Origin of the sequence: Emticicia sp. CRIBPO, from assembly GCF_009905725.1 — a bacterium.
In the GTDB taxonomy this organism is placed as follows: domain Bacteria; phylum Bacteroidota; class Bacteroidia; order Cytophagales; family Spirosomataceae; genus Leadbetterella.
The window spans coordinates 98,474-116,259 of sequence record NZ_JAAAKV010000012.1 but is presented as its reverse complement, the minus strand read 5'-3'; the positions used below and the strand labels follow the sequence as shown (position 1 = coordinate 116,259).

17 protein-coding genes are annotated in these 17,786 nt (G+C 43.9%); 5 read left to right on the top strand and 12 right to left on the bottom strand.

All coding sequences use genetic code 11. The features are described 5' to 3' along the window. Window positions 1–2 precede the first annotated feature (2 nt). On the top strand, window positions 3–1,280 hold the full coding sequence (gene rodA, locus GVN16_RS22270) for a rod shape-determining protein RodA (protein WP_166566162.1): 1,278 nt from the start codon (window positions 3–5) through the stop codon (window positions 1,278–1,280). Here rodA and GVN16_RS22265 read toward each other — a convergent pair. Continuing rightward, window positions 1,277–3,241 (bottom strand): tetratricopeptide repeat protein, encoded by a 1,965-nt coding sequence (locus GVN16_RS22265; RefSeq protein WP_166566161.1) that lies wholly within the window; start codon window positions 3,239–3,241, stop codon window positions 1,277–1,279. The genes rodA and GVN16_RS22265 overlap by 4 nt on opposite strands. Window positions 3,242–3,250: 9 nt before the next feature. Next, the gene (locus GVN16_RS22260) at window positions 3,251–3,994 is read right to left on the bottom strand and encodes a LytTR family DNA-binding domain-containing protein (protein WP_166566160.1); all 744 of its coding nucleotides are present in this window, start codon (window positions 3,992–3,994) and stop codon (window positions 3,251–3,253) included. A 278-nt stretch (window positions 3,995–4,272) separates the two neighbouring features. Here GVN16_RS22260 and GVN16_RS22255 point away from each other — a divergent pair, with 278 nt between their 5' ends. Next, on the top strand, window positions 4,273–4,665 hold the full coding sequence (locus GVN16_RS22255; RefSeq protein ID WP_166566159.1) for a hypothetical protein: 393 nt from the start codon (window positions 4,273–4,275) through the stop codon (window positions 4,663–4,665). Window positions 4,666–4,751: 86 nt separating this feature from the next. On the opposite strand, the gene infC is transcribed toward GVN16_RS22255, so the two are convergent. The 9 genes from infC to GVN16_RS22210 all read right to left on the bottom strand — a co-directional run bounded on the left by infC (window position 4,752) and on the right by GVN16_RS22210 (window position 14,477). Next, window positions 4,752–5,309 (bottom strand): translation initiation factor IF-3, encoded by a 558-nt coding sequence (gene infC / locus GVN16_RS22250; RefSeq protein WP_166566158.1) that lies wholly within the window; start codon window positions 5,307–5,309, stop codon window positions 4,752–4,754. Window positions 5,310–5,366: 57 nt separating this feature from the next. Then, window positions 5,367–7,316, bottom strand: coding sequence for a threonine--tRNA ligase (thrS, locus tag GVN16_RS22245; protein WP_205748951.1), 1,950 nt, complete (start codon window positions 7,314–7,316; stop codon window positions 5,367–5,369). 35 nt (window positions 7,317–7,351) lie between these two features. Then, complete coding sequence (locus GVN16_RS22240; protein ID WP_166566157.1) at window positions 7,352–8,407, bottom strand: tetratricopeptide repeat protein; 1,056 nt, start codon at window positions 8,405–8,407, stop codon at window positions 7,352–7,354. Window positions 8,408–8,510: 103 nt separating this feature from the next. After that, window positions 8,511–10,055 carry a hypothetical protein gene (locus tag GVN16_RS22235; protein WP_166566156.1) on the bottom strand — a complete coding sequence of 515 codons (1,545 nt, stop codon included), beginning with the start codon at window positions 10,053–10,055 and terminating at the stop codon, window positions 8,511–8,513. Window positions 10,056–10,061: 6 nt separating this feature from the next. Next, window positions 10,062–11,591 carry a hypothetical protein gene (locus GVN16_RS22230; RefSeq protein ID WP_166566155.1) on the bottom strand — a complete coding sequence of 510 codons (1,530 nt, stop codon included), beginning with the start codon at window positions 11,589–11,591 and terminating at the stop codon, window positions 10,062–10,064. After that, complete coding sequence (locus tag GVN16_RS22225; RefSeq protein ID WP_166566154.1) at window positions 11,584–11,991, bottom strand: EVE domain-containing protein; 408 nt, start codon at window positions 11,989–11,991, stop codon at window positions 11,584–11,586. Before GVN16_RS22225 ends, GVN16_RS22230 begins: the two co-directional genes overlap by 8 nt. Before the next feature lie 24 nt (window positions 11,992–12,015). Continuing rightward, window positions 12,016–12,840, bottom strand: coding sequence for a 1,4-dihydroxy-2-naphthoyl-CoA synthase (gene menB / locus GVN16_RS22220; RefSeq protein ID WP_166566153.1), 825 nt, complete (start codon window positions 12,838–12,840; stop codon window positions 12,016–12,018). A gap of 11 nt (window positions 12,841–12,851) precedes the next feature. Then, a complete protein-coding gene (locus GVN16_RS22215) occupies window positions 12,852–13,313 on the bottom strand; it encodes a DUF2452 domain-containing protein (RefSeq protein ID WP_166566152.1) in 462 nt (153 codons plus the stop codon). Window positions 13,314–13,496: 183 nt separating this feature from the next. Then, window positions 13,497–14,477: an ankyrin repeat domain-containing protein gene (locus GVN16_RS22210; protein ID WP_166566151.1), complete on the bottom strand. Its 981-nt coding sequence runs from the start codon at window positions 14,475–14,477 to the stop codon at window positions 13,497–13,499. 166 nt (window positions 14,478–14,643) lie between these two features. Between GVN16_RS22210 and GVN16_RS22205 the strand changes: the two genes are divergently transcribed. Genes GVN16_RS22205 through GVN16_RS22195 form a run of 3 tightly spaced genes read left to right on the top strand, consistent with a single transcriptional unit; the run spans window position 14,644 to window position 16,902 of the window. Then, window positions 14,644–15,126, top strand: coding sequence for a ubiquinol-cytochrome c reductase iron-sulfur subunit (locus GVN16_RS22205; RefSeq protein ID WP_166566150.1), 483 nt, complete (start codon window positions 14,644–14,646; stop codon window positions 15,124–15,126). A gap of 2 nt (window positions 15,127–15,128) precedes the next feature. Beyond that, window positions 15,129–16,214 (top strand): AMP-binding protein, encoded by a 1,086-nt coding sequence (locus tag GVN16_RS22200; protein WP_166566149.1) that lies wholly within the window; start codon window positions 15,129–15,131, stop codon window positions 16,212–16,214. Beyond that, window positions 16,180–16,902: a hypothetical protein gene (locus tag GVN16_RS22195; protein WP_166566148.1), complete on the top strand. Its 723-nt coding sequence runs from the start codon at window positions 16,180–16,182 to the stop codon at window positions 16,900–16,902. Before GVN16_RS22200 ends, GVN16_RS22195 begins: the two co-directional genes overlap by 35 nt. Here the strand turns inward: GVN16_RS22195 and GVN16_RS22190 are convergent. Then, complete coding sequence (locus tag GVN16_RS22190; protein WP_166566147.1) at window positions 16,899–17,717, bottom strand: helix-turn-helix transcriptional regulator; 819 nt, start codon at window positions 17,715–17,717, stop codon at window positions 16,899–16,901. The genes GVN16_RS22195 and GVN16_RS22190 overlap by 4 nt on opposite strands. Window positions 17,718–17,786 lie beyond the last annotated feature (69 nt).

Sequence of the window (17,786 nt, the reverse complement as noted above, 5' to 3'; positions counted from 1 at the left end):
AAATGTCTAAAGAAATAGATATCAAACAAGGGATTGACTGGACGACCATCTGGCTGTACATCATTCTGCTTGCCATCGGCTGGTTCAATATTTATGCTGCCGTATATAATCCTGAGGATCGTAGTATTCCGTGGTATTCCATGTCTCACAATGCCGGGAGACAGCTGTTGTTCATCGGTACCTCGCTCTTCCTGATCCTGATTATTTTGTTTGTTGACTATAAGATATATGACACTTTCGCCTATATTTTTTACGGGTTTATTATCCTGTGTCTGATTGCCACACTTTTCCTGGCAACCGACATCAAAGGATCAAGGTCGTGGATTAAAATAGGGACGTTCTCCCTTCAGCCCGCCGAATTTGCCAAAACGATTACGGCCCTGGCCCTGGCTAAGTTTTTAAGCACACAGGGCACGAACATCGCCAAAATGCGTGATACTTTCAGGGCCTGTCTGCTGGTTTTCACTCCGCCGATCATCGTTATTCTGCAGAAAGAAACAGGTTCAGCCCTTGTCTTCGCTGCTTTTGTTATTGTGCTTTACAGAGAAGGCCTTCCGGGTGTTTACCCGGCCTTCGGTATTGCTTTTATTGTACTCTTTGTACTCTCGCTGATATATCCCAAAGGCTTCATCGTGCTGGGGCTGGCTTTGCTGGCCGTTTTATTCTGGTATCTGTTTCTTAAACGATATGAAAGGACACGACAGAACCTCTACCGGATCATAGGGATGTACTGCCTGTTCTCGGTCTTTGTTTTCGGGGTTGACTTCTTTATCAACAATGTTTTGCAGCCTCACCACCAGAAAAGGATCAAGGTGTTGGTTGATCCGGACATTGATCCGCTTGGAGCCGCCTGGAACGTTACACAGTCGCGTATCGCCATCAGTAGCGGGGGATTTGCCGGAAAGGGTTATTTGCAGGGCACACAGACTAAATTTGACTTTGTTCCTGAGCAATCTACCGACTTTATTTTCTGTACGGTAGGTGAGGAGTGGGGTTTTGTCGGTGGTTTTGTCGTTCTGGCGATTTACCTGATACTGCTGACAAGGCTCCTGAACCTGGCTGAAAAACAGAAAAGCAAGTTTGCGAGGATTTACGGCTATTCTGTAGCCAGTATATTTTTCTTTCACCTGCTGGTTAACATCGGGATGACCATCGGGCTCATGCCCGTAATCGGGATTCCTCTGCCGTTTATCAGTTATGGAGGGTCTTCTTTATGGTCGTTTACCATTTTGCTGTTTATTTTCCTTAAACTCGACGCTCACAGAAGCTACAAAGTTTAGGTCAACGGAATCTGAAGGATCACTTTGGTGCCTTTGGGTTCGTTGTTCTGGTCGTAAAGGTCTTCAAAAGTCAGGCTGAACATGTTCCTGTAGTTCTTGGCAAAGTTGGTCAGCCTTTCCCTGGTCAGGTCAATGCCTATGGATTTTTGTTTCAGCACCTTTTTCTGCTTCAGTTCAGCTGATTTAGCCCTTCCCACGCCATTGTCGAGCACTTCAATATTGATGTATGAGCTACCGACGTTTTTGATGTTGATGTGGATGATCTTTTCTCCTTCTTTTGTAGACAGACCGTGCCAGATTGAGTTTTCCAGGAATGGCTGGAGAATGAGCGATGGGATCTTGATGTTGTTCAGATTCAGGTCTCTGTCAACAGTAACCCCATAGTTGATCTTGTTTGAAAACCGGAGGTTTTCAATGTTGATATACAACTCCATCGTTTCCAGTTCATCGGCCAGCGATATTTCTTTTTCCTGAGAGCTGGCCAGGATGGTACGGATCAGTTTGGAGAATTTATTGAGATAGTAAACCGCTTTCTCCTTGTCGTTGTTGATGATGTATAATTTGATGGAATTCAGGGAATTGAACAAAAAGTGAGGGTTCATCTGGGAACGCATCATCTGCTGCTCCACCAGTAAGAGCTTCCTTTCATTTCTTAGCTTGTATTGCCTGTAAATGATAAATAATAAGCCGACAAACAATAACATGGTCAACCCGATAAAGATAAGGATCTTGTTGTTCTGGGTCAGTTTTATCTTGACGATCTCATTCTCTTTTTCCAGCAGTTCTATCTGGTTTTTCTTTTTCTCCGTATCGTATTTGATGATGAGGTCGGAGGTATACTGAAGGTTTTTTTCGTTGAGTATTTTTTCGTCATACTCATGATATTTTTTCAGGTACTGAAGAGCATCATTATAATTCCCTTCCTTTTCCTTGAGATTGGAGAGCTGATTGTATGAATCTGCTATCGAAGCCTGGAGGTTGTGCTGTAAGGCCACTGAGAGGCCTTGTTTGAGGTATTTCTCGGCTTCCTTGTAGTCACCTAAAGTAGCGAGGGCCCACCCCGTGTTGATATTGGCCATGGCGATGTAAAAATTATCTCCGAATTCACCGGCTACTTCGATCGTGGGTTTGATCAGGGCGAGGCCTTGCTTGGGTTTATTTTGTTTCAGGTAGATCTGCCCGATGCTGTTATGGCAGATCATGATGCCTAATTTGGAATCAATTTCCTCATTGTATTTGAGTGATTTTTTGTAATTCTGAAGGGCTATGTCCAATGAATCCTTGCCTTCCATGACGTAGCCCAGGTTCTGGTAATTGATGGCCAGCCCCAATTTGTTGTTCAGTTGCTCTTCTATTTTAAGGGCCTTTCTGAATTGTTCTTCCGCGAGATCAAATTGCTTGAGCGTCAGGTAAATATTGCCAATACTATTGAGCGATACTGCCGTGCTTCTGAGGATACTCTCGTGCTTACTCGGCGTATTTTCTGCAATGCTGAGGGCCAGCTTATGATAATCCAGGGCCGACCTTACGGCATCCATCCGGCGGTAGGTAACCCCCATCATATTTAAGCTCATTACCCTGAGGTCAACGCTCTTGGCTTTTTCAGCCAGCGACAAGGCCATTCTGTGGTAGTTGATGGAGACATCGTAAGAAGACTTGTTCCTGGCCTGTACCCCAAGCATATTGTACGCAAAACTCTGCCCGGTATAGTAATGGTTTTTAGCACTTTCTTCGGCGAGGTACTTCATTTTAAGGGTGTCCCGCTTAAAATTGTTAAAGAGTTCATCCACTTCAGAAAATGAACTTGGTTTCTTTTCTACAACGACGCTGGTGAGCGAGTCAAAATTGACCGTCTGACAGACCGCAGTGTTTAGAAACAGGCATAGGAACAAAACAGCCGGCAAGCTGCCGGATCTGTATGCGTAATGCAGTAATGATGTAAATTTCAATAGGCTGAACATCAATAATAGCTATAGTTTGTCCATAAAAAATGATTTCTTCTGTCTCGATACCGGAATCTGCTTGTTGTTGGTCAGCACCAGGTATCCGTCTGTTTTCTGATATTCCCTTACCTTGTTTAAATTTACGACGTAGGAATTGTGAACCCTGTAAAAGATATCTTCCGGCAGTTTGTCTTCTATACTTTTGAGGATTTGCGTGATAAACAGCTTTTCGCCGTTTTCGAGGAATATCTTACAATAATTGCCGTCGCTTTCACAATACATGATCTCGTTCGGATCAAGGAATACGATTTTTCCGTCATAAGAAATACCGATTTTTTTGGGTGATCCGGAGTGCTTTGAGGTGATCCTCAGTAAGGTTTCTTCCAGCTTATCCTTCAGTGAATTCTGTTTTTTGAAATTCCTGATCCTCTCTACTGCCTGGATCAGGTCATCGGAGTCTATCGGTTTCAGCAGATAGTCGAGGGCCCGTTCTTTCAGGGCATGGATGGCATACTGGTCATATGCAGTGGTGATGATGACGGCAAACGCCCTGTCAGGAAAGAAGTCGAGGAAACGGAACCCATCCATCTGGGGCATCTCAATATCCAGGAAAATACAGTCGATATTGTCGTTTTTAGCCACATAGGTCTGAGCCTCGGTCGGGTTGGTAAAAGAAGCCACAATGGAGATATCCTTGCAGAAACTGCTCAGTTCCCATTCGAGACTTTGAATAGCTTTAGGCTCATCATCAATGATTATGACGTTCAACATACTTAATGGCTTTATTGAATTTAAATGTACAAAAAAGCTGATGAATATTTAAGGCGTATTGTGTAAGTGGTCAGAATTTGTAAATAATCGGTAGAGCCCGGAGGATTAAATGAACCGGACAGCGGAGTGGTGAACAGTATGACATTCCCGATTATTTGGAAAAACATTCAGTCTGTACAATACTACTAACCGTTTATTAAAATGTTTAAATTCTGATTTTTTTAATGATAATATTTGTACCGGCGAAAAACAGAATGATTGACCTATATAAATTTTGCATGAGAACCAGTAAATACATTTTAGCTGTTGCATTCATTTTTCTTTTTAAGGTCATGTTTGCACAAAGTACCGACATGACAGGCACCTGGGAGGCTGTGGGCGAAGAGAATTACGGAGATGCCGAAATTAAACTCATTCAGACCGGAGAAACGATTATCGGGGAATGCTATTACCCCAAAACAGGATTAAAAGGAAAAATAAGTGCGACGATGATCGGCCAGAACCAGGTCATAGGAGTGGAGAAGTTCCAGTCGGGCGTCAATAATGAGTTCAGATGGAACGTGAAGGGGAATTCTTTCCAGGGGGTCATTTCCCATGAAAAGAAACAAAACAAAACAGCGGTGAAAGGAAGTAAAAAGAGTTCTTCCATTCCAGTATTCAGCTATCTGTGATAGCTGAGATCCGGACTGACAGTTTAGGTTATTTGAGAAATAGATGGTTGAAAAGCAAAAATAGCTGCCGATGGCAGCTATTTTTTTTATTTCTTAGGCTTTGGAGCCAAAATTACTATCAGTCTTTTACCTTCAAGTTTAGGTGGTGCCTCAGGTTTTCCAAGGTCCTCAAGGGCCTTGACAAATCTTTCCAGCAACTCAAATCCCTGATTTTTAAATACGATCTGACGACCGATAAACTGAACGTAAGCTTTCACTTTCGAACCTTCTTTCATGAAGTTTTCAGCGTGTTTCAGTTTGAAGTCAAAATCATGATCATCTGTCTGAGGACCGAAGCGGATCTCTTTGATGACGGTTTTAGTTTGCTTGGCTTTGAGCTCTTTTTGTTTTTTCTTGAGCTCGTATTTAAACTTTGAATAATCAACAATTCTACAAACAGGCGGATTCGAATTAGGCACTATCTCAACTAAATCCAGATTCTGTTCCCGGGCTATTTGAAGGGCTTTGGCTGTTTCAAAAACGCCTTGTTCTACGTTATCTCCAACCAGTCTTATTTCAGGAACTCTGATTCTTTCATTAATTCTGTGCTCGTCTTCTTTTCTAACCGGCGGACGATAACTACCTCTTCTAAGATTTTTTGCCATTAAAAATTGCTATAAATTGTTTTTTTGTTTAACATTTTCCAAAATTATTATTTTGTTTTAATTATTTCCAAATTTTGGAATATTTTTATTTATTTCCTGCTGGGCGTAGGCTACGAACTCATCAATTGTGAAACTTCCAAGATCGCCCTCTCCCTTTTTACGAAGTGAGATTTTACCTTCCTCCTGCTCTTTTTCACCGATAATGATCATCAAAGGTATCTTATTTATTTCAGCATCCCTGATTTTTCTGCCTATTTTTTCAGCACGATGGTCAACATACCCCCTGATATCGTTTTCCTGAAGGGCCAGGAAAACATCATTGGCATACTCTTCATACTTCTCAGAAATCGGTAAAACGGCGATTTGCTCAGGTGAAAGCCACAACGGGAAGTTCCCGGCAGTGTTTTCGATCAGTATGGCGATGAATCTTTCCATTGACCCGAAAGGGGCACGGTGGATCATCACCGGTCTGTGTTTCTGATTGTCTGCACCTACATATTCCAGACTGAATCTATTAGGTAACTGATAATCAACCTGAATTGTTCCCAACTGCCATTTACGACCCAGGGCATCCTTCACCATGAAGTCAAGTTTTGGTCCGTAAAACGCGGCTTCGCCATATTCAATAACGGTATTCAGTCCTTTTTCCTTGGCTGCTTTCTGGATGGCAGATTCTGCTTTTTCCCAGTCCTCGTCCGATCCGATATATTTGCTGCGGTCTTCACGGCTTCTCAGTGAGATCTGGGCACTGTAATCCTCAAAACCAAGCGATTTGAATACATAAAGCACCAGGTCGATTACTTTTTTGAACTCATCTTCTACCTGGTCAGAGCTACAGAAAATATGGGCATCGTCTTGTGTAAAGCCCCTTACGCGGGTCAGACCGTGAAGTTCACCACTTTGTTCGTAACGGTAAACGGTCCCGAACTCAGCCAGACGCAAAGGCAGGTCCCTGTAACTTCTTGGTCTTGCCTTGAATATCTCACAGTGGTGAGGGCAGTTCATCGGCTTCAGCATAAATTCTTCGCCTTCTTCTGGAGTTCTGATCGGCTGGAACGAATCCGCTCCGTATTTTTCCCAGTGACCTGAGGTTTCATACAGGGCCTTGCTTCCGATATGAGGGGTTACCACCTGCTGATAACCTGATCTTACCTGGGCTTTTCTCAGGAAGTTTTCCAGTCTTTCTCTCAGCATGGCTCCTTTCGGTAACCATAACGGCAAACCTTTACCTACTTTATCAGAAAAAGTAAACAGGTCAAGCTCCTGGCCCAGTTTACGGTGGTCGCGGCGTTTGGCTTCTTCCAGTACAACCAGGTATTCTTCCAGTTCTTTTTGTTTAGGGAAAGTAATTCCGTAAACCCTGGTCAATACTTTATTGTTCTGATCGCCTTTGAAGTAAGCTCCGGCCACATTCATGATCTTGGCAGCTTTGATGTAGCTGGTGTTCGGAATATGCGGCCCACGGCAAAGGTCAGTGAAATTGCCTTGTTTATAGAAAGTTATCTGTCCGTCTTCCAATCCCTGCAGAAGGTCCAGTTTATATTCGTCCCCTTTTTCTTCGAAATACCTGATGGCATCACCTTTTGGCATCGGAATACGCTCAAAGGCATTCTTCTGTCTGGCCAGTTCCAGCATTTTATCTTCAATTTTCTTGAAGTCTTCGTGCGAGATCACCTGTCCGTTGGTGTCAATGTCATAATAAAAACCGTTCTCAACAGGAGGCCCTACCCAGAATTTAACGCCAGGGTAAATGGCTTCCAGGGCTTCAGCCATCAGGTGGGCAGAAGAGTGCCAAAAGGTAGATTTGCCGTCCGTATCATTCCACGTCAATAATTGAATTGAGGCATCTTCCTCAATCGGGGTGTTCAGGTCTCTGACCTGTCCGTTAATTTTTGCCGCGAGTACATTTCTTGCTAATCCCTCACTTATTGACAGGGCCACATCCATCGGAGTTGCTCCCTTCTCAAATTGCCTGCTGCTTCCATCCGGAAGTAAAATGTTGATCATAACTGGTTTAATTAATGATTGAATGTTTTTAACCTTTAAAAAGGCGTGATAACATTGAAGGTGCTTTGAATTTTTGCGTTGACACGAGCCAGGTCACTTTTGACCATGTAATCATCGGGCTTGTATTTGAGTGATTTCTCATAATATTCTCTGGCTCTGTCCAGATCACCCACACCTTCCTTGCATTTACCGGCCATGTGGTAGGCTGCTGCATTTTCAGGAGAGGCGGCGATCAGTTTCTCAAAGTTACTCAAAGCAGCCGGAAAATTCTTCTTTCTGAAGTAAATTGAGCCGATATTTGCTAAAACTTCTGTTTTTGAGGGGTTAACCTGCAGATATTGTTCATAAACAATCCGGGCACTGTCGAGCAGGCCGGTGTTTTCAAGGATCTGGGCTTTGTTAAAAATCATCTCTTTTTTGAGCGGAAATCTCCTGATCGCCATTTCGTTGATCACCAAAGCCGAATCTATGTACCTTTTCCTGTTGTAAATCTTAATGAGCTGATCATACGGTGTAAAAACCTGGGGTTTCAGGCTGATGGCCGAATAAAACAAACGTGTGGCATTGAGTGTATCTCCTCTTTTAGCAGCTAAAACCCCTTTATGATAATCCAGGTCGCCGTTTTTCGGATAGATGCTCTCGGCTCTTTTGAAGTATTCGTCGGCTTTACCGTAATTGCCGGCCTGGGTAAATAGCTCTCCCAGTAAAACGTACAGTCCGGGCTCCTCAAAATCCAGAGCTTCTGCATTCAGTGCAAACCCCAGGGCTTTTTTGTCTCCCAGGTTTTTCAGTACCTGGCTTTTAACAAAATAATACTGGGCTTTGTTGGGTCTGAGTTTGTCGGCACGGTTGATATCTGTCAGGGCATCTTCAAAAGCCTCTGCTTTCAGATTCAGTATCGCTCTTTTGTAGTAATTGTCTGCTACACTCGGATTGTTTTTAATGACCTCGCTCAGGGCCGAAATCGACGCGGCAAGTTTCACCGAGTCGGGTTGAGCAGGGGGCGAAGGTATGGTTTTCTGGTCCCTCGCATTTTTAACGCAAGCGAGGTGCACAAAACACAACATGAAAAAACAAAAAACAAGCCTCATCCGGATGGATTATTTGTGAAAATGCAAAATTCAGAATTTTTTAACAAAACATGAAGGGTTTTCCTAAAAAGCTTTGTAATAAGTGATAAAACAGGAAAACTTATCAGGAACCTGAGGCTATCTTAGTCAGATAAATGATCTTGCGGACCTGGGAGAAACTGGCGGGCGTTTTCTTCTTTTTTCTTGATTTGGCGGTACTTTCGTCCTGGTTGTCATTGACAGAAATGGCCTCGATCTTGTTCCTGGAGCCGTCGGCTATAAAGTAATTGTCGTACCAGAACCTCACTTCCTGATAAGCAGGGATATAGTTTCTGTTGGCAGCGGTCATTTCATCGTTTGACAACTTGTAAAGTATAGGCCTGTTTCCGATTTTGAAGTTTTTGGCGGCCAGGTTTCCTTTTACACAATAAGCCACCGCACCGTTGATGTTATAAGAAAGCGTCTGACGCAACTGCGGGGACACCTGGTTGATGTCTATCCGGTTATGTTCTTTGAGGCTGCCATCGAAATCAAACATGGCCACAAACCCGCTGAGGTAATTGTATCCCGAAAAAACCTGCCGGGTCTGGGTACGGCTTGAGTTGCGGCCAAACAAACCGTTGTTGCGGCCGTAAGGGTCACTGTAATAAGGATCGTTGTTATTTCGTTCTGAAACCGATTTGAATTCTGTTTTGTAGAAAACACCTCCGAATGTGATCGTACCGTCACTTTTGATAGGGTCGTTGGGTAAGAAGTTATAAGCAGCTGTTATTTTCCTGAGGTCAGAATCACTGTATTCGGGCTGACCAGCCAGAAGCTGTGCGAAGGAATAAAAAACGGGATCGGCTTCTTTACCTTCTCCGATTTTTGCAAAATAAATGCCTTTTTCGCCCGTGTTGGACTGGTAATTACCCATAACTACTTTCTGGCGGTCATTAAGGGTGACCATCTTGCCTGATACCGGGAACTTGCCTGTACGCTGGCTTATTTTTACTTCACGAAGTGTTTTTCCTGAAGTGTCTATTTCTGCATAAGTCACAAAAGAGTCCTTGATAAACTCACCTTTTTTCTTTTTTTCGTTGGAATATCCTACGGTTTTGATGGCCCAGACACTCTCAATCAGTTTTTTTGAAGGATTATATTCAAAGAGCTGGGTATTGGTTTTGCCTTCAAAACCTGACTGTACCAGGCGGCCTTCCTTGGTATCAAAATTATAAATGTAATAGGCTCCGCCTTTTTCGTTGGCTCCGGCCATCATCAGTGAGTTGTCCAGGAAAATATAATCCTGATCCACGAAATATTCCCTGAGCTCAAAACCATGTATTTTTACGTCTCCGGTAGTCAGGTTGACCTTAAAAAGCTGGTAATACATACCCTGAGATTCGCGAAACAGGAAAGTGACATGGGAATCACTGAAGGTGTAGGCGGTAGGTTTACGCTCAACGTCCAGGTAGATTTCGGTTTCCCAGAGTTTGGACAGCTGGTCGTCAAACATGAATAGTTTGGCTTTGGTCATGTCGGTTTTGGCAAACAGAAGCACCCCGTTGGGTCCCATCGGGATGATCATCTGCCATGAAGGCTTACCGACTATTTCAAACTCCACGTTCTTTTGTACCTGGGCTTCAGCCAGCTGACAAAAAAGCAGGAATAACCAAACGAGTTTTCTCATGGTAGCTTAATATGGAATTTTATTGACGAAGAAGACGGTCTTTTTGCGGCCTCCTGCATCCGCCACCTTCTGCACCCCCCAGTTGAGGAAGAAATTTCCAAACCAATATTCTGTATCTTCGTAATCTCCGTTTCGCGGTCTCTGTGTCTTTTCATTGGGCTCTTCTATAATCTGTCCGTCTTTCAGCTGGCCGGTTTCACTGAATTCATTCACCACTATCTTGTTGTCTCTTGAGTATGCCGCCAGTGTTGAACCTTGTTTTGTCGTGACCTTTATGTAGTTTTTGAGGTCATACATCTTGAGGTTTTTGTACGGAATAGAGTTATCCCATTTCAGTTTTCCTGATTTGTCAATGGAAATGATCAGTCCCTGAATGTACTTAAAGCCGTCGAGGATTTGTGAGCCCCTGTTGCCGTATCCCCACAGGTTGGGATAGTAGTTCCAGACATTGTTGTAAAACGGGTAACGTCCGTAGTAACTATAAGGATACATGAACGAGTTGCCGTACATCGGCGACATCATGTTGTTGTTCCTGAACTCGGGCATAAACACCTCTGAAGCGATGATGATTTCATTGTCACCTTCGATCAGGTCATGGATATGGGCCCGGTAAGAGGTCCTGAATTCGCCGCCTTTTTCTTTCTTTTTGGCGACCTGCTTTTCGATTTTATCCTGCTGCTTTTCGCTCATGAACTTAAAGAAGTTCTTGAAATCGGCGAAGCTGTAATAGTTGACCTGCGTAGCGTGGTTGTCCGTGATCCTGGCGACATAAATTCCCTGTGAATTGGTGCCTCCGTCGCGTTCTGTCATTTTATAACCATAATTTCCGATGATCAGGTTGCTTTCGGCAGTTCTGAAGAATTTCGACGAAAGAAAATCAAATTCGGGCTTTGGCGTAATGGTGGTGGTATATAATACCTTTCCGTTGCCACTGTAGGTCCTGAGTATGGCCTCCGATTTCTTCTTGACTTTGTTCAGGAAGCTGACGTGAACCATATCGTCTTCAAAATCAATGGTTTGTAAACCTGATTCTCCTTTGAGGTTGGTAGAAATGATCTTGGGGATCTGGTTTCCCAGCTCGTAAAAGAGCAGGATGGGCTCACCTTTCACACTTCCGCCCACACAGGCCACGTCATCTTTGACTTTGAAATGGGACATGTCAAACTGGGGGACGCTCCTCAGCGGGAAACGCTGGCTGGCCGCAAAGCTGACGGAAATCCTGAGGAGGTCAAACTCTTTGCTGGAGCGGTTTTCCATCAGGAGATAAAGGAATCCTCCGTCGGCATAATGCTCCAGGAAATCACTTTTCTGGCCTATTTCGGCATTGGATTCCCAAGCCAGGGCCAGGTCACTGTCATACTTTTTGATGTTCAGCCAACCTTGCGGGTCTTTTTGAAGGATAATCACACCTTTTTCATTCAGATTGATAAGGCGGAATGAATTGGCACCATTATCTGCCGGAATTTCCATCCGGGTTTGAGCCTGGGCTACAGAAAATAAAAACAGGGAAAATAATAGAACTAATGTGTTACGCATGTGCTAAGGCTAATATCCGGTCAAACTCCTCTTTCTTGACGGGTTGTACGGATAGTCTCGATAATTTTACCAGGGCTATGTCAGCTAACTGAGGATCTGCTTTGATCTCCTTTAGAGTGACTGGCCTGGGTAATTTTTCTACCGGACTGAGGTCCACTACCACCCATCTCGGATCATCTGAGGTCGGGTCAGGATAAGCTTCTCTGACTACTTTCGCGATCCCGACAATTTCCATTCCTTCGTTAGAGTGATAGAAAAATACGAGTTCGCCGAGTTTCATCGCAGCCAGGTTATTCCGGGCCTGATAGTTTCTGACACCATCCCAGTGATCTCTGCCTAAACCAACGAATTTATCCCACGAATATTTAAAAGGTTCTGATTTTACCAGCCAATAATTCATAGTTTATTTATTTTAAGGTGATGATCAAGGGAATTTAGGGAATTTCTTAAAGTCAGGTTTTCTCTTTTCCATGAATGCATTTTTACCTTCTTTGGCTTCATCCGACAGGTAGTAAAGCAAAGTAGCATTACCGGCCAGCTCCTGGATACCCGCTTGTCCGTCAAGCTCTGCATTGAATGAAGATTTCAGCATTCTGACAGCCAGGGGTGATTTTTCCTGTACTTTTTTCGCCCACTGGATGGTTACTTCTTCCAGCTGATCCAATGGTACCACTTTGTTGACCAATCCCATCTGAAGGGCATCGGCAGCGTCATACTGGTCACACAGGAACCAGATTTCACGGGCTTTTTTCTGACCTACAACCCTGGCCAGGTAAGAAGCACCGAAGCCACCATCAAAACTACCTACATTAGGGCCCGTCTGTCCGAATCTTGCGTTTTCAGCCGCGATAGACATGTCACAAACCACATGAAGCACATGGCCGCCGCCAATGGCCCAGCCCGCCACCTGGGCAATCACCACTTTAGGAATAGACCTGATCATTTTCTGAAGGTCAAGTACATTCAGTCTTGGTACATAATCGTCGCCTACGTAACCACCATGTCCTCTTACCGACTGGTCACCGCCCGAGCAGAAAGCTTTTCCGCCTTCGCCGGATAAGATGATCACGTCAATGGAGGCTTCGTCGCGGCAATAGTTCATGGCTTCGATCATTTCCTTGACGGTCAACGGCGTAAAAGCGTTGTGTTTTTCCGGGCGGTTAATGCTGATTTTGGCAATGCCTTCGAAATATAAAAATTTGATTTCTTTGTACTCTTTGATGGTTTCCCACGCAATGTTGCTCTGCATATAATAATTGTTTAATCTAAATCTATAAAATCTTCTCTTTCTTCTTCGTTCAGAAACTCCACTTTCCAGGTATGATCGGCTAGTAAAAATACCTTCGCCAGGAACTGGTTATAAGGGAATTTACGGCCCCATTCGCCCGGACTTACCATTGAAAGCACGTCCGATCCGTCACTTTTTTCGTATAAAAAATAAGTATGGTTAATGATGGGCTCAAAACTCATCTGGGCGTCATAAATTCTTTCAGACACTTCAATCCTGTTGTTGATTTCCCTGGCTTGTTGTCCCAGCAGTTCTATCTGTCTGTAAATTTTATGGAGCTGGTCCTGGGTCTGCTGCCTCATGGCCATCTGGGCCTTTCCTTTGGTCTTTCCGATGTCTTCCGGCTTAATGACGGCACTTCCGGCGGTATGGCCATATTCCAGGAGTCCCGGATTCATGGCTACATTGAGGTTATTTTTAGCGTTACTTTTCATTACTATCTCCTTTTCTGAAAAATCTTTTCTTTTCCCGGCCGCCGGGTTTTATTCTTTTACTATTTACGGTCAAATGAAAGCAATTAAAACATTTCAGGTTGCAAATTTAAGAAAAACTATCCTGAAGAAGTGCTTTCCTTTTACCCGATTAAACCGGAATACCTGTTCTTTTTCATGTCCGGCTTACATTGCCCCGGCATCTGTCAGTATTTTTTCAATGGCTTCGTGTTTCTTTAGTCTTGCCCAGTTTAACGGTGTCGCCCACGGAGCCCCGGCTTTACTGGGATCAGCTCCTTTGGATAGCAGGAATTCAACCATTCTGACGTGTCCCCACCTTGCCGCCAGGCCCAGCGGGGTAGATTGATATTCTTCCTCTACCGGATCGATAAATGCCCCGTGTTTTAAAAGCAAGTCAACTTTGGGGATATTGCCTTTCTGGGCCATATCGTGTAATATAGTAACATGATGCCAGCTCATTGTGTTCGGATTCATGCCTTTTTCTATCATATAAACAGCCCCGTCGTTATGCTCAAAGTAGTAGAACTGGGTCCATTTCAGGATGTCCGGGACTTTAGCCCCGTACTGCATCAGAAGATCAACCAACTCCCGGTTGTTTTCTTTAGCCGCAAAAGTTAAAATTCCTTCACCCCAGAAAAAAGTTTCATCCAGGGCAAATTCCGGATGTTCAGTCAGTATCTGTCTTATTTTTTCCAGGTCTTCCTGCTCAACAGCCTGCTCAAATTCTTCTTCTGATTCAGTTCTCGCATAATGGATTTGCCCGTTATCTCCTTTGTACAGGCAACGTTCAGGATGATCAAGGTATTCTCTCAGCATCGTGGCAATCTCTTCATGACCCCTGTCTTCTGCTATGGTCAGTAAAGTGTCTCTGAAAGGATAGGTGACATAAGAAGGGTCGAGTGCTCCTGAACCAAGCAGGAATTGAACCAGGGCCGTATGGCCTTCGCGAACTGCCAGATGAACAGGTGGCGTATAGTTGTATTGAGCATAAATCAGCTCAGGACACTCGTGCAGTAATTGTTTTACGGATTCCAGATCGCCGCTTCTGCTTGCCGACAGAATTTCCCAAACCTTTGTGGTAGTGGAAAAAACGTCGTTTGCCACTACCATCGGCAAATCCGTTTTTAATTCAATTGGCTGTATCATGATCCCGGTAGCTCAAGTTTGTGCCTGTTTAATGAGGCACAACGTTAAAATTTGCGTAAAAATAACAATTCGTTTTATAATAGCTGAATTTAAATCAGATAATCTGTTTGAATCCTATGACAACAATAGTATCTTGCAAAACGTTTTTCCCAAAAAAGAATTAATCATGGAGATAATTGAACCACAAAATGGCTCTGTTAAGCCTGTCAACACAATAGATAGAAAAGATTTCATGAAGCAGGTTGGTCTGGGTTTCGGGGCCATTATGCTTTTGAACTGTCTCCAGAGCTGTTCAGGTTCTGAGATTCCTGACCCTGATCCTGATCCGGGAACTACGGGGAAAGACTTCACAGTAGATTTCAGTTCGGGAACCAACGCCGCTCTCAAGACCAAAGGTGGGTTTGCCGTAGTTCAGGGGGTCATCATTGCCAGGACCCTCAGTGATACTTTCATTGCTGTGTCTGCTGTGTGTACCCATGAAGGATCTATCATCAATTACAGACCTTCATCAAACGATTTTCTTTGTCCTAATCATTTATCTGAATTTTCTGACACAGGTGCTGTTAAAAAGGGTCCTGCTACTACCGCATTGAAGAAATATAATCATTCTGTTGATCTCAATGCCAATACCATCAGGATATTTGAATAATAATGCTGTTTGTCTCAAATTATAATGAAATAATCAATACTGACAGTTCCAATCCCTATTATGCCAAGGTATTGAAGCTGATCAATGACTGGGAGTCGGGTACAGAAACTTTCTCTTTAATGACCTCGGGTTCTACCGGTGTGCCCAAAGAGTTTGTGATTACCCGTGAGCAAATTAAAGCTTCCATTCAACAGACCCGTAAGAAATTCAAACTGACGGACCAGGACCTGCTGTTCTGCTGTCTCAATGTGGAATATGTGGCCGGGATGCTTATGGTACTGAGGGCTTTGGAAATCGGTTGCGAGCTGCTGGTGTCGGAGCCCGTCTCCAATCCTTTTGCCTTGCTCAAAAACCAGGAATACCTACTCAGAATCAATCGCGGCAAAAACTTCTTTGCTTTTGTACCGATGCAGTTTCAGACGCTGCTCGGAAGTGAAAAAAACATAGAACTGCTCAATACCGCCAAGGCGATCATTGTCGGTGGGGCAGGACTGGATGAACAAAGCATCAAAAAGGCGAAAAATCTCAATGCCCCTGTTTATATGACTTACGGGATGACGGAAACCGTCACCCACGTAGCCCTGCAGAAGATCAACGGCATGAACAAGTCGAAGTACTTCAAGGTACTGGATGGCGTAGAAATAGAGACGGATGCTTATAACCGTCTCCGGATCAGGTCAGAAGTAACTTTGAATCAATGGATTCAGACCAATGATATCGTTAAACTTAAAAGTAAAAACGAGTTTACCCTGATAGGGCGTGCCGATAATATCATCAACAGTGGAGGTGTAAAGATCCAGCTGGAGAAAATAGAGGAAGAGGCCAGGAAATGGATGCCGCAACCGGCCCGTTTTTTTGCTTACGGACTACCTGACGGGGTTCTCGGACAAAAGCTTATCCTGGTCATTGAAAGTATCGACAAGGGGCTGTATGAAAATTTAAAGAAACGAATCCCCGAAATTTTCACTAAATTTGAGCGTCCGAAGGACATTTTTATCCTGTCAAAATTTAAAGATACACCGACAGGGAAAATAGACAAGATAAAAACAGTCAATGAATTCATTCTCCATAAAATACCAAACTTCTGACCTGGTTCCGCCGCCGTTTGCTCATGCCATTGAGATAAACGGCAAGATCGATAAAAACAGCACCCTGCTTTACGAGTTCGAAATCACTTACCTGGGCAGGGAAGACCTGACGGAAGATGAAATCCTGGGAGAGGGTTTTTCCTTGAATGATGATTTCTCCATCAAAGGCTCATTACCTAAAGTCTGGACCGATCATCTGTCCGATCTGCTTAAAGCTACCAACCCGCTTTATCTCAAAGAAATCAACGACACGCAGGATTACTGGCAGATAGAATCAGGCGACAAGCCGTTTTATCCGGCCAAAACCGAACGCTGGAAGACTTTCCTGGAAGAGTTTCAGCAGGCGGCTTATGAAGACAATCAGTGGGAAGCCCCCCTTAAGATCAAGATTCTGAGACTTGGTGATGGTGCTAAAGAAAGATTGACCATCAAAGGGTCGTTTCTTAACCGGAAACTTGAAACCGAAGTAGAAATAAACCAGGAGAAAAATCATAAGACCCTGAAGTTTACAGAACTCGATAATTTGCTGAGGAAAGTCTACGGAGGAGAATACCTGATGGAAAAAGCTGACAAAAAAGCCCCTTCAAAAATGGGTATTTATGTTAACCTCGGGGATGAAATCTGGTTTGAAGTTGGTAAATCGCTGATGATCCAGCCTAAAAAGCTGACCAGCCTTTTTGAAAATTAAGATCTAAGTCTGCTGATCTCTGATTTAAGTTCGTCTACCAGGCTCTCTACATTACTGAGCGAAACAACCGGCTTTGGCATCGAGAAACTCACATAAGCAACGGCTTTCCAGATTTCCAGAACCTCCCGCACGGGAATCTCCGAACTGGCTATTTCGTGTTTGTCGCTGCTGAGCAGTAAGCTGCCTTTTAATTCCGACTGATCATAAGCCCTTCTGTACAAAATGCCGTTTTTCCTGGTCACCAGGATATAGTTGTGCCCATTTTCAAGGGCCTCAACCTGCTTTACGTAAGAGCAGATGATGGTGCTTCCGGGGGTCACAAAATCTTCTGCGGATTCAAAAGCCCTGTATTCTCCTTTCGGAAGATTCGGGAACTGAAAGGAAGGAAGGTTCAGTAAAAAAGAAGCATCATTGTACTGGTTGACATACTGATGGAAAACATCACGGCTGACCAGTTTGAAATGATCTGCCTGCATACTGTCTGATAACTCACGGATCCGGCTTTCCACTTCTTCGTCACGGACTCCCGGCTTTAAGCTTTCCGATGTTACCGGTGGCTCCTTAGCCTGTTCTGCTTCATTTTTGAACAGCGAAGGGAAGGCATTCTCTTTGTAAAACGGCTGATTCAGCAACTGATCCAGGGTAATGTTACAGACTCTGGAGATTTTGAGGAGGTTCTCGGTCGGAGGGGTGGCCCGGCCTTCTTCGTAAGCCCCGATCAACGATCTTTTGACGCCCACGAGTTCAGCGAATTTTTCCTGGGTCAGACCCATTTTTCTTCGTAATATTCTGATATTTTCGTTTACTAGAGGCATTGATGCTGGAAGAGGACAAACTAATTTAAAATCTATCAAATTTATTAAATCATTTTGATAAATTGCTTA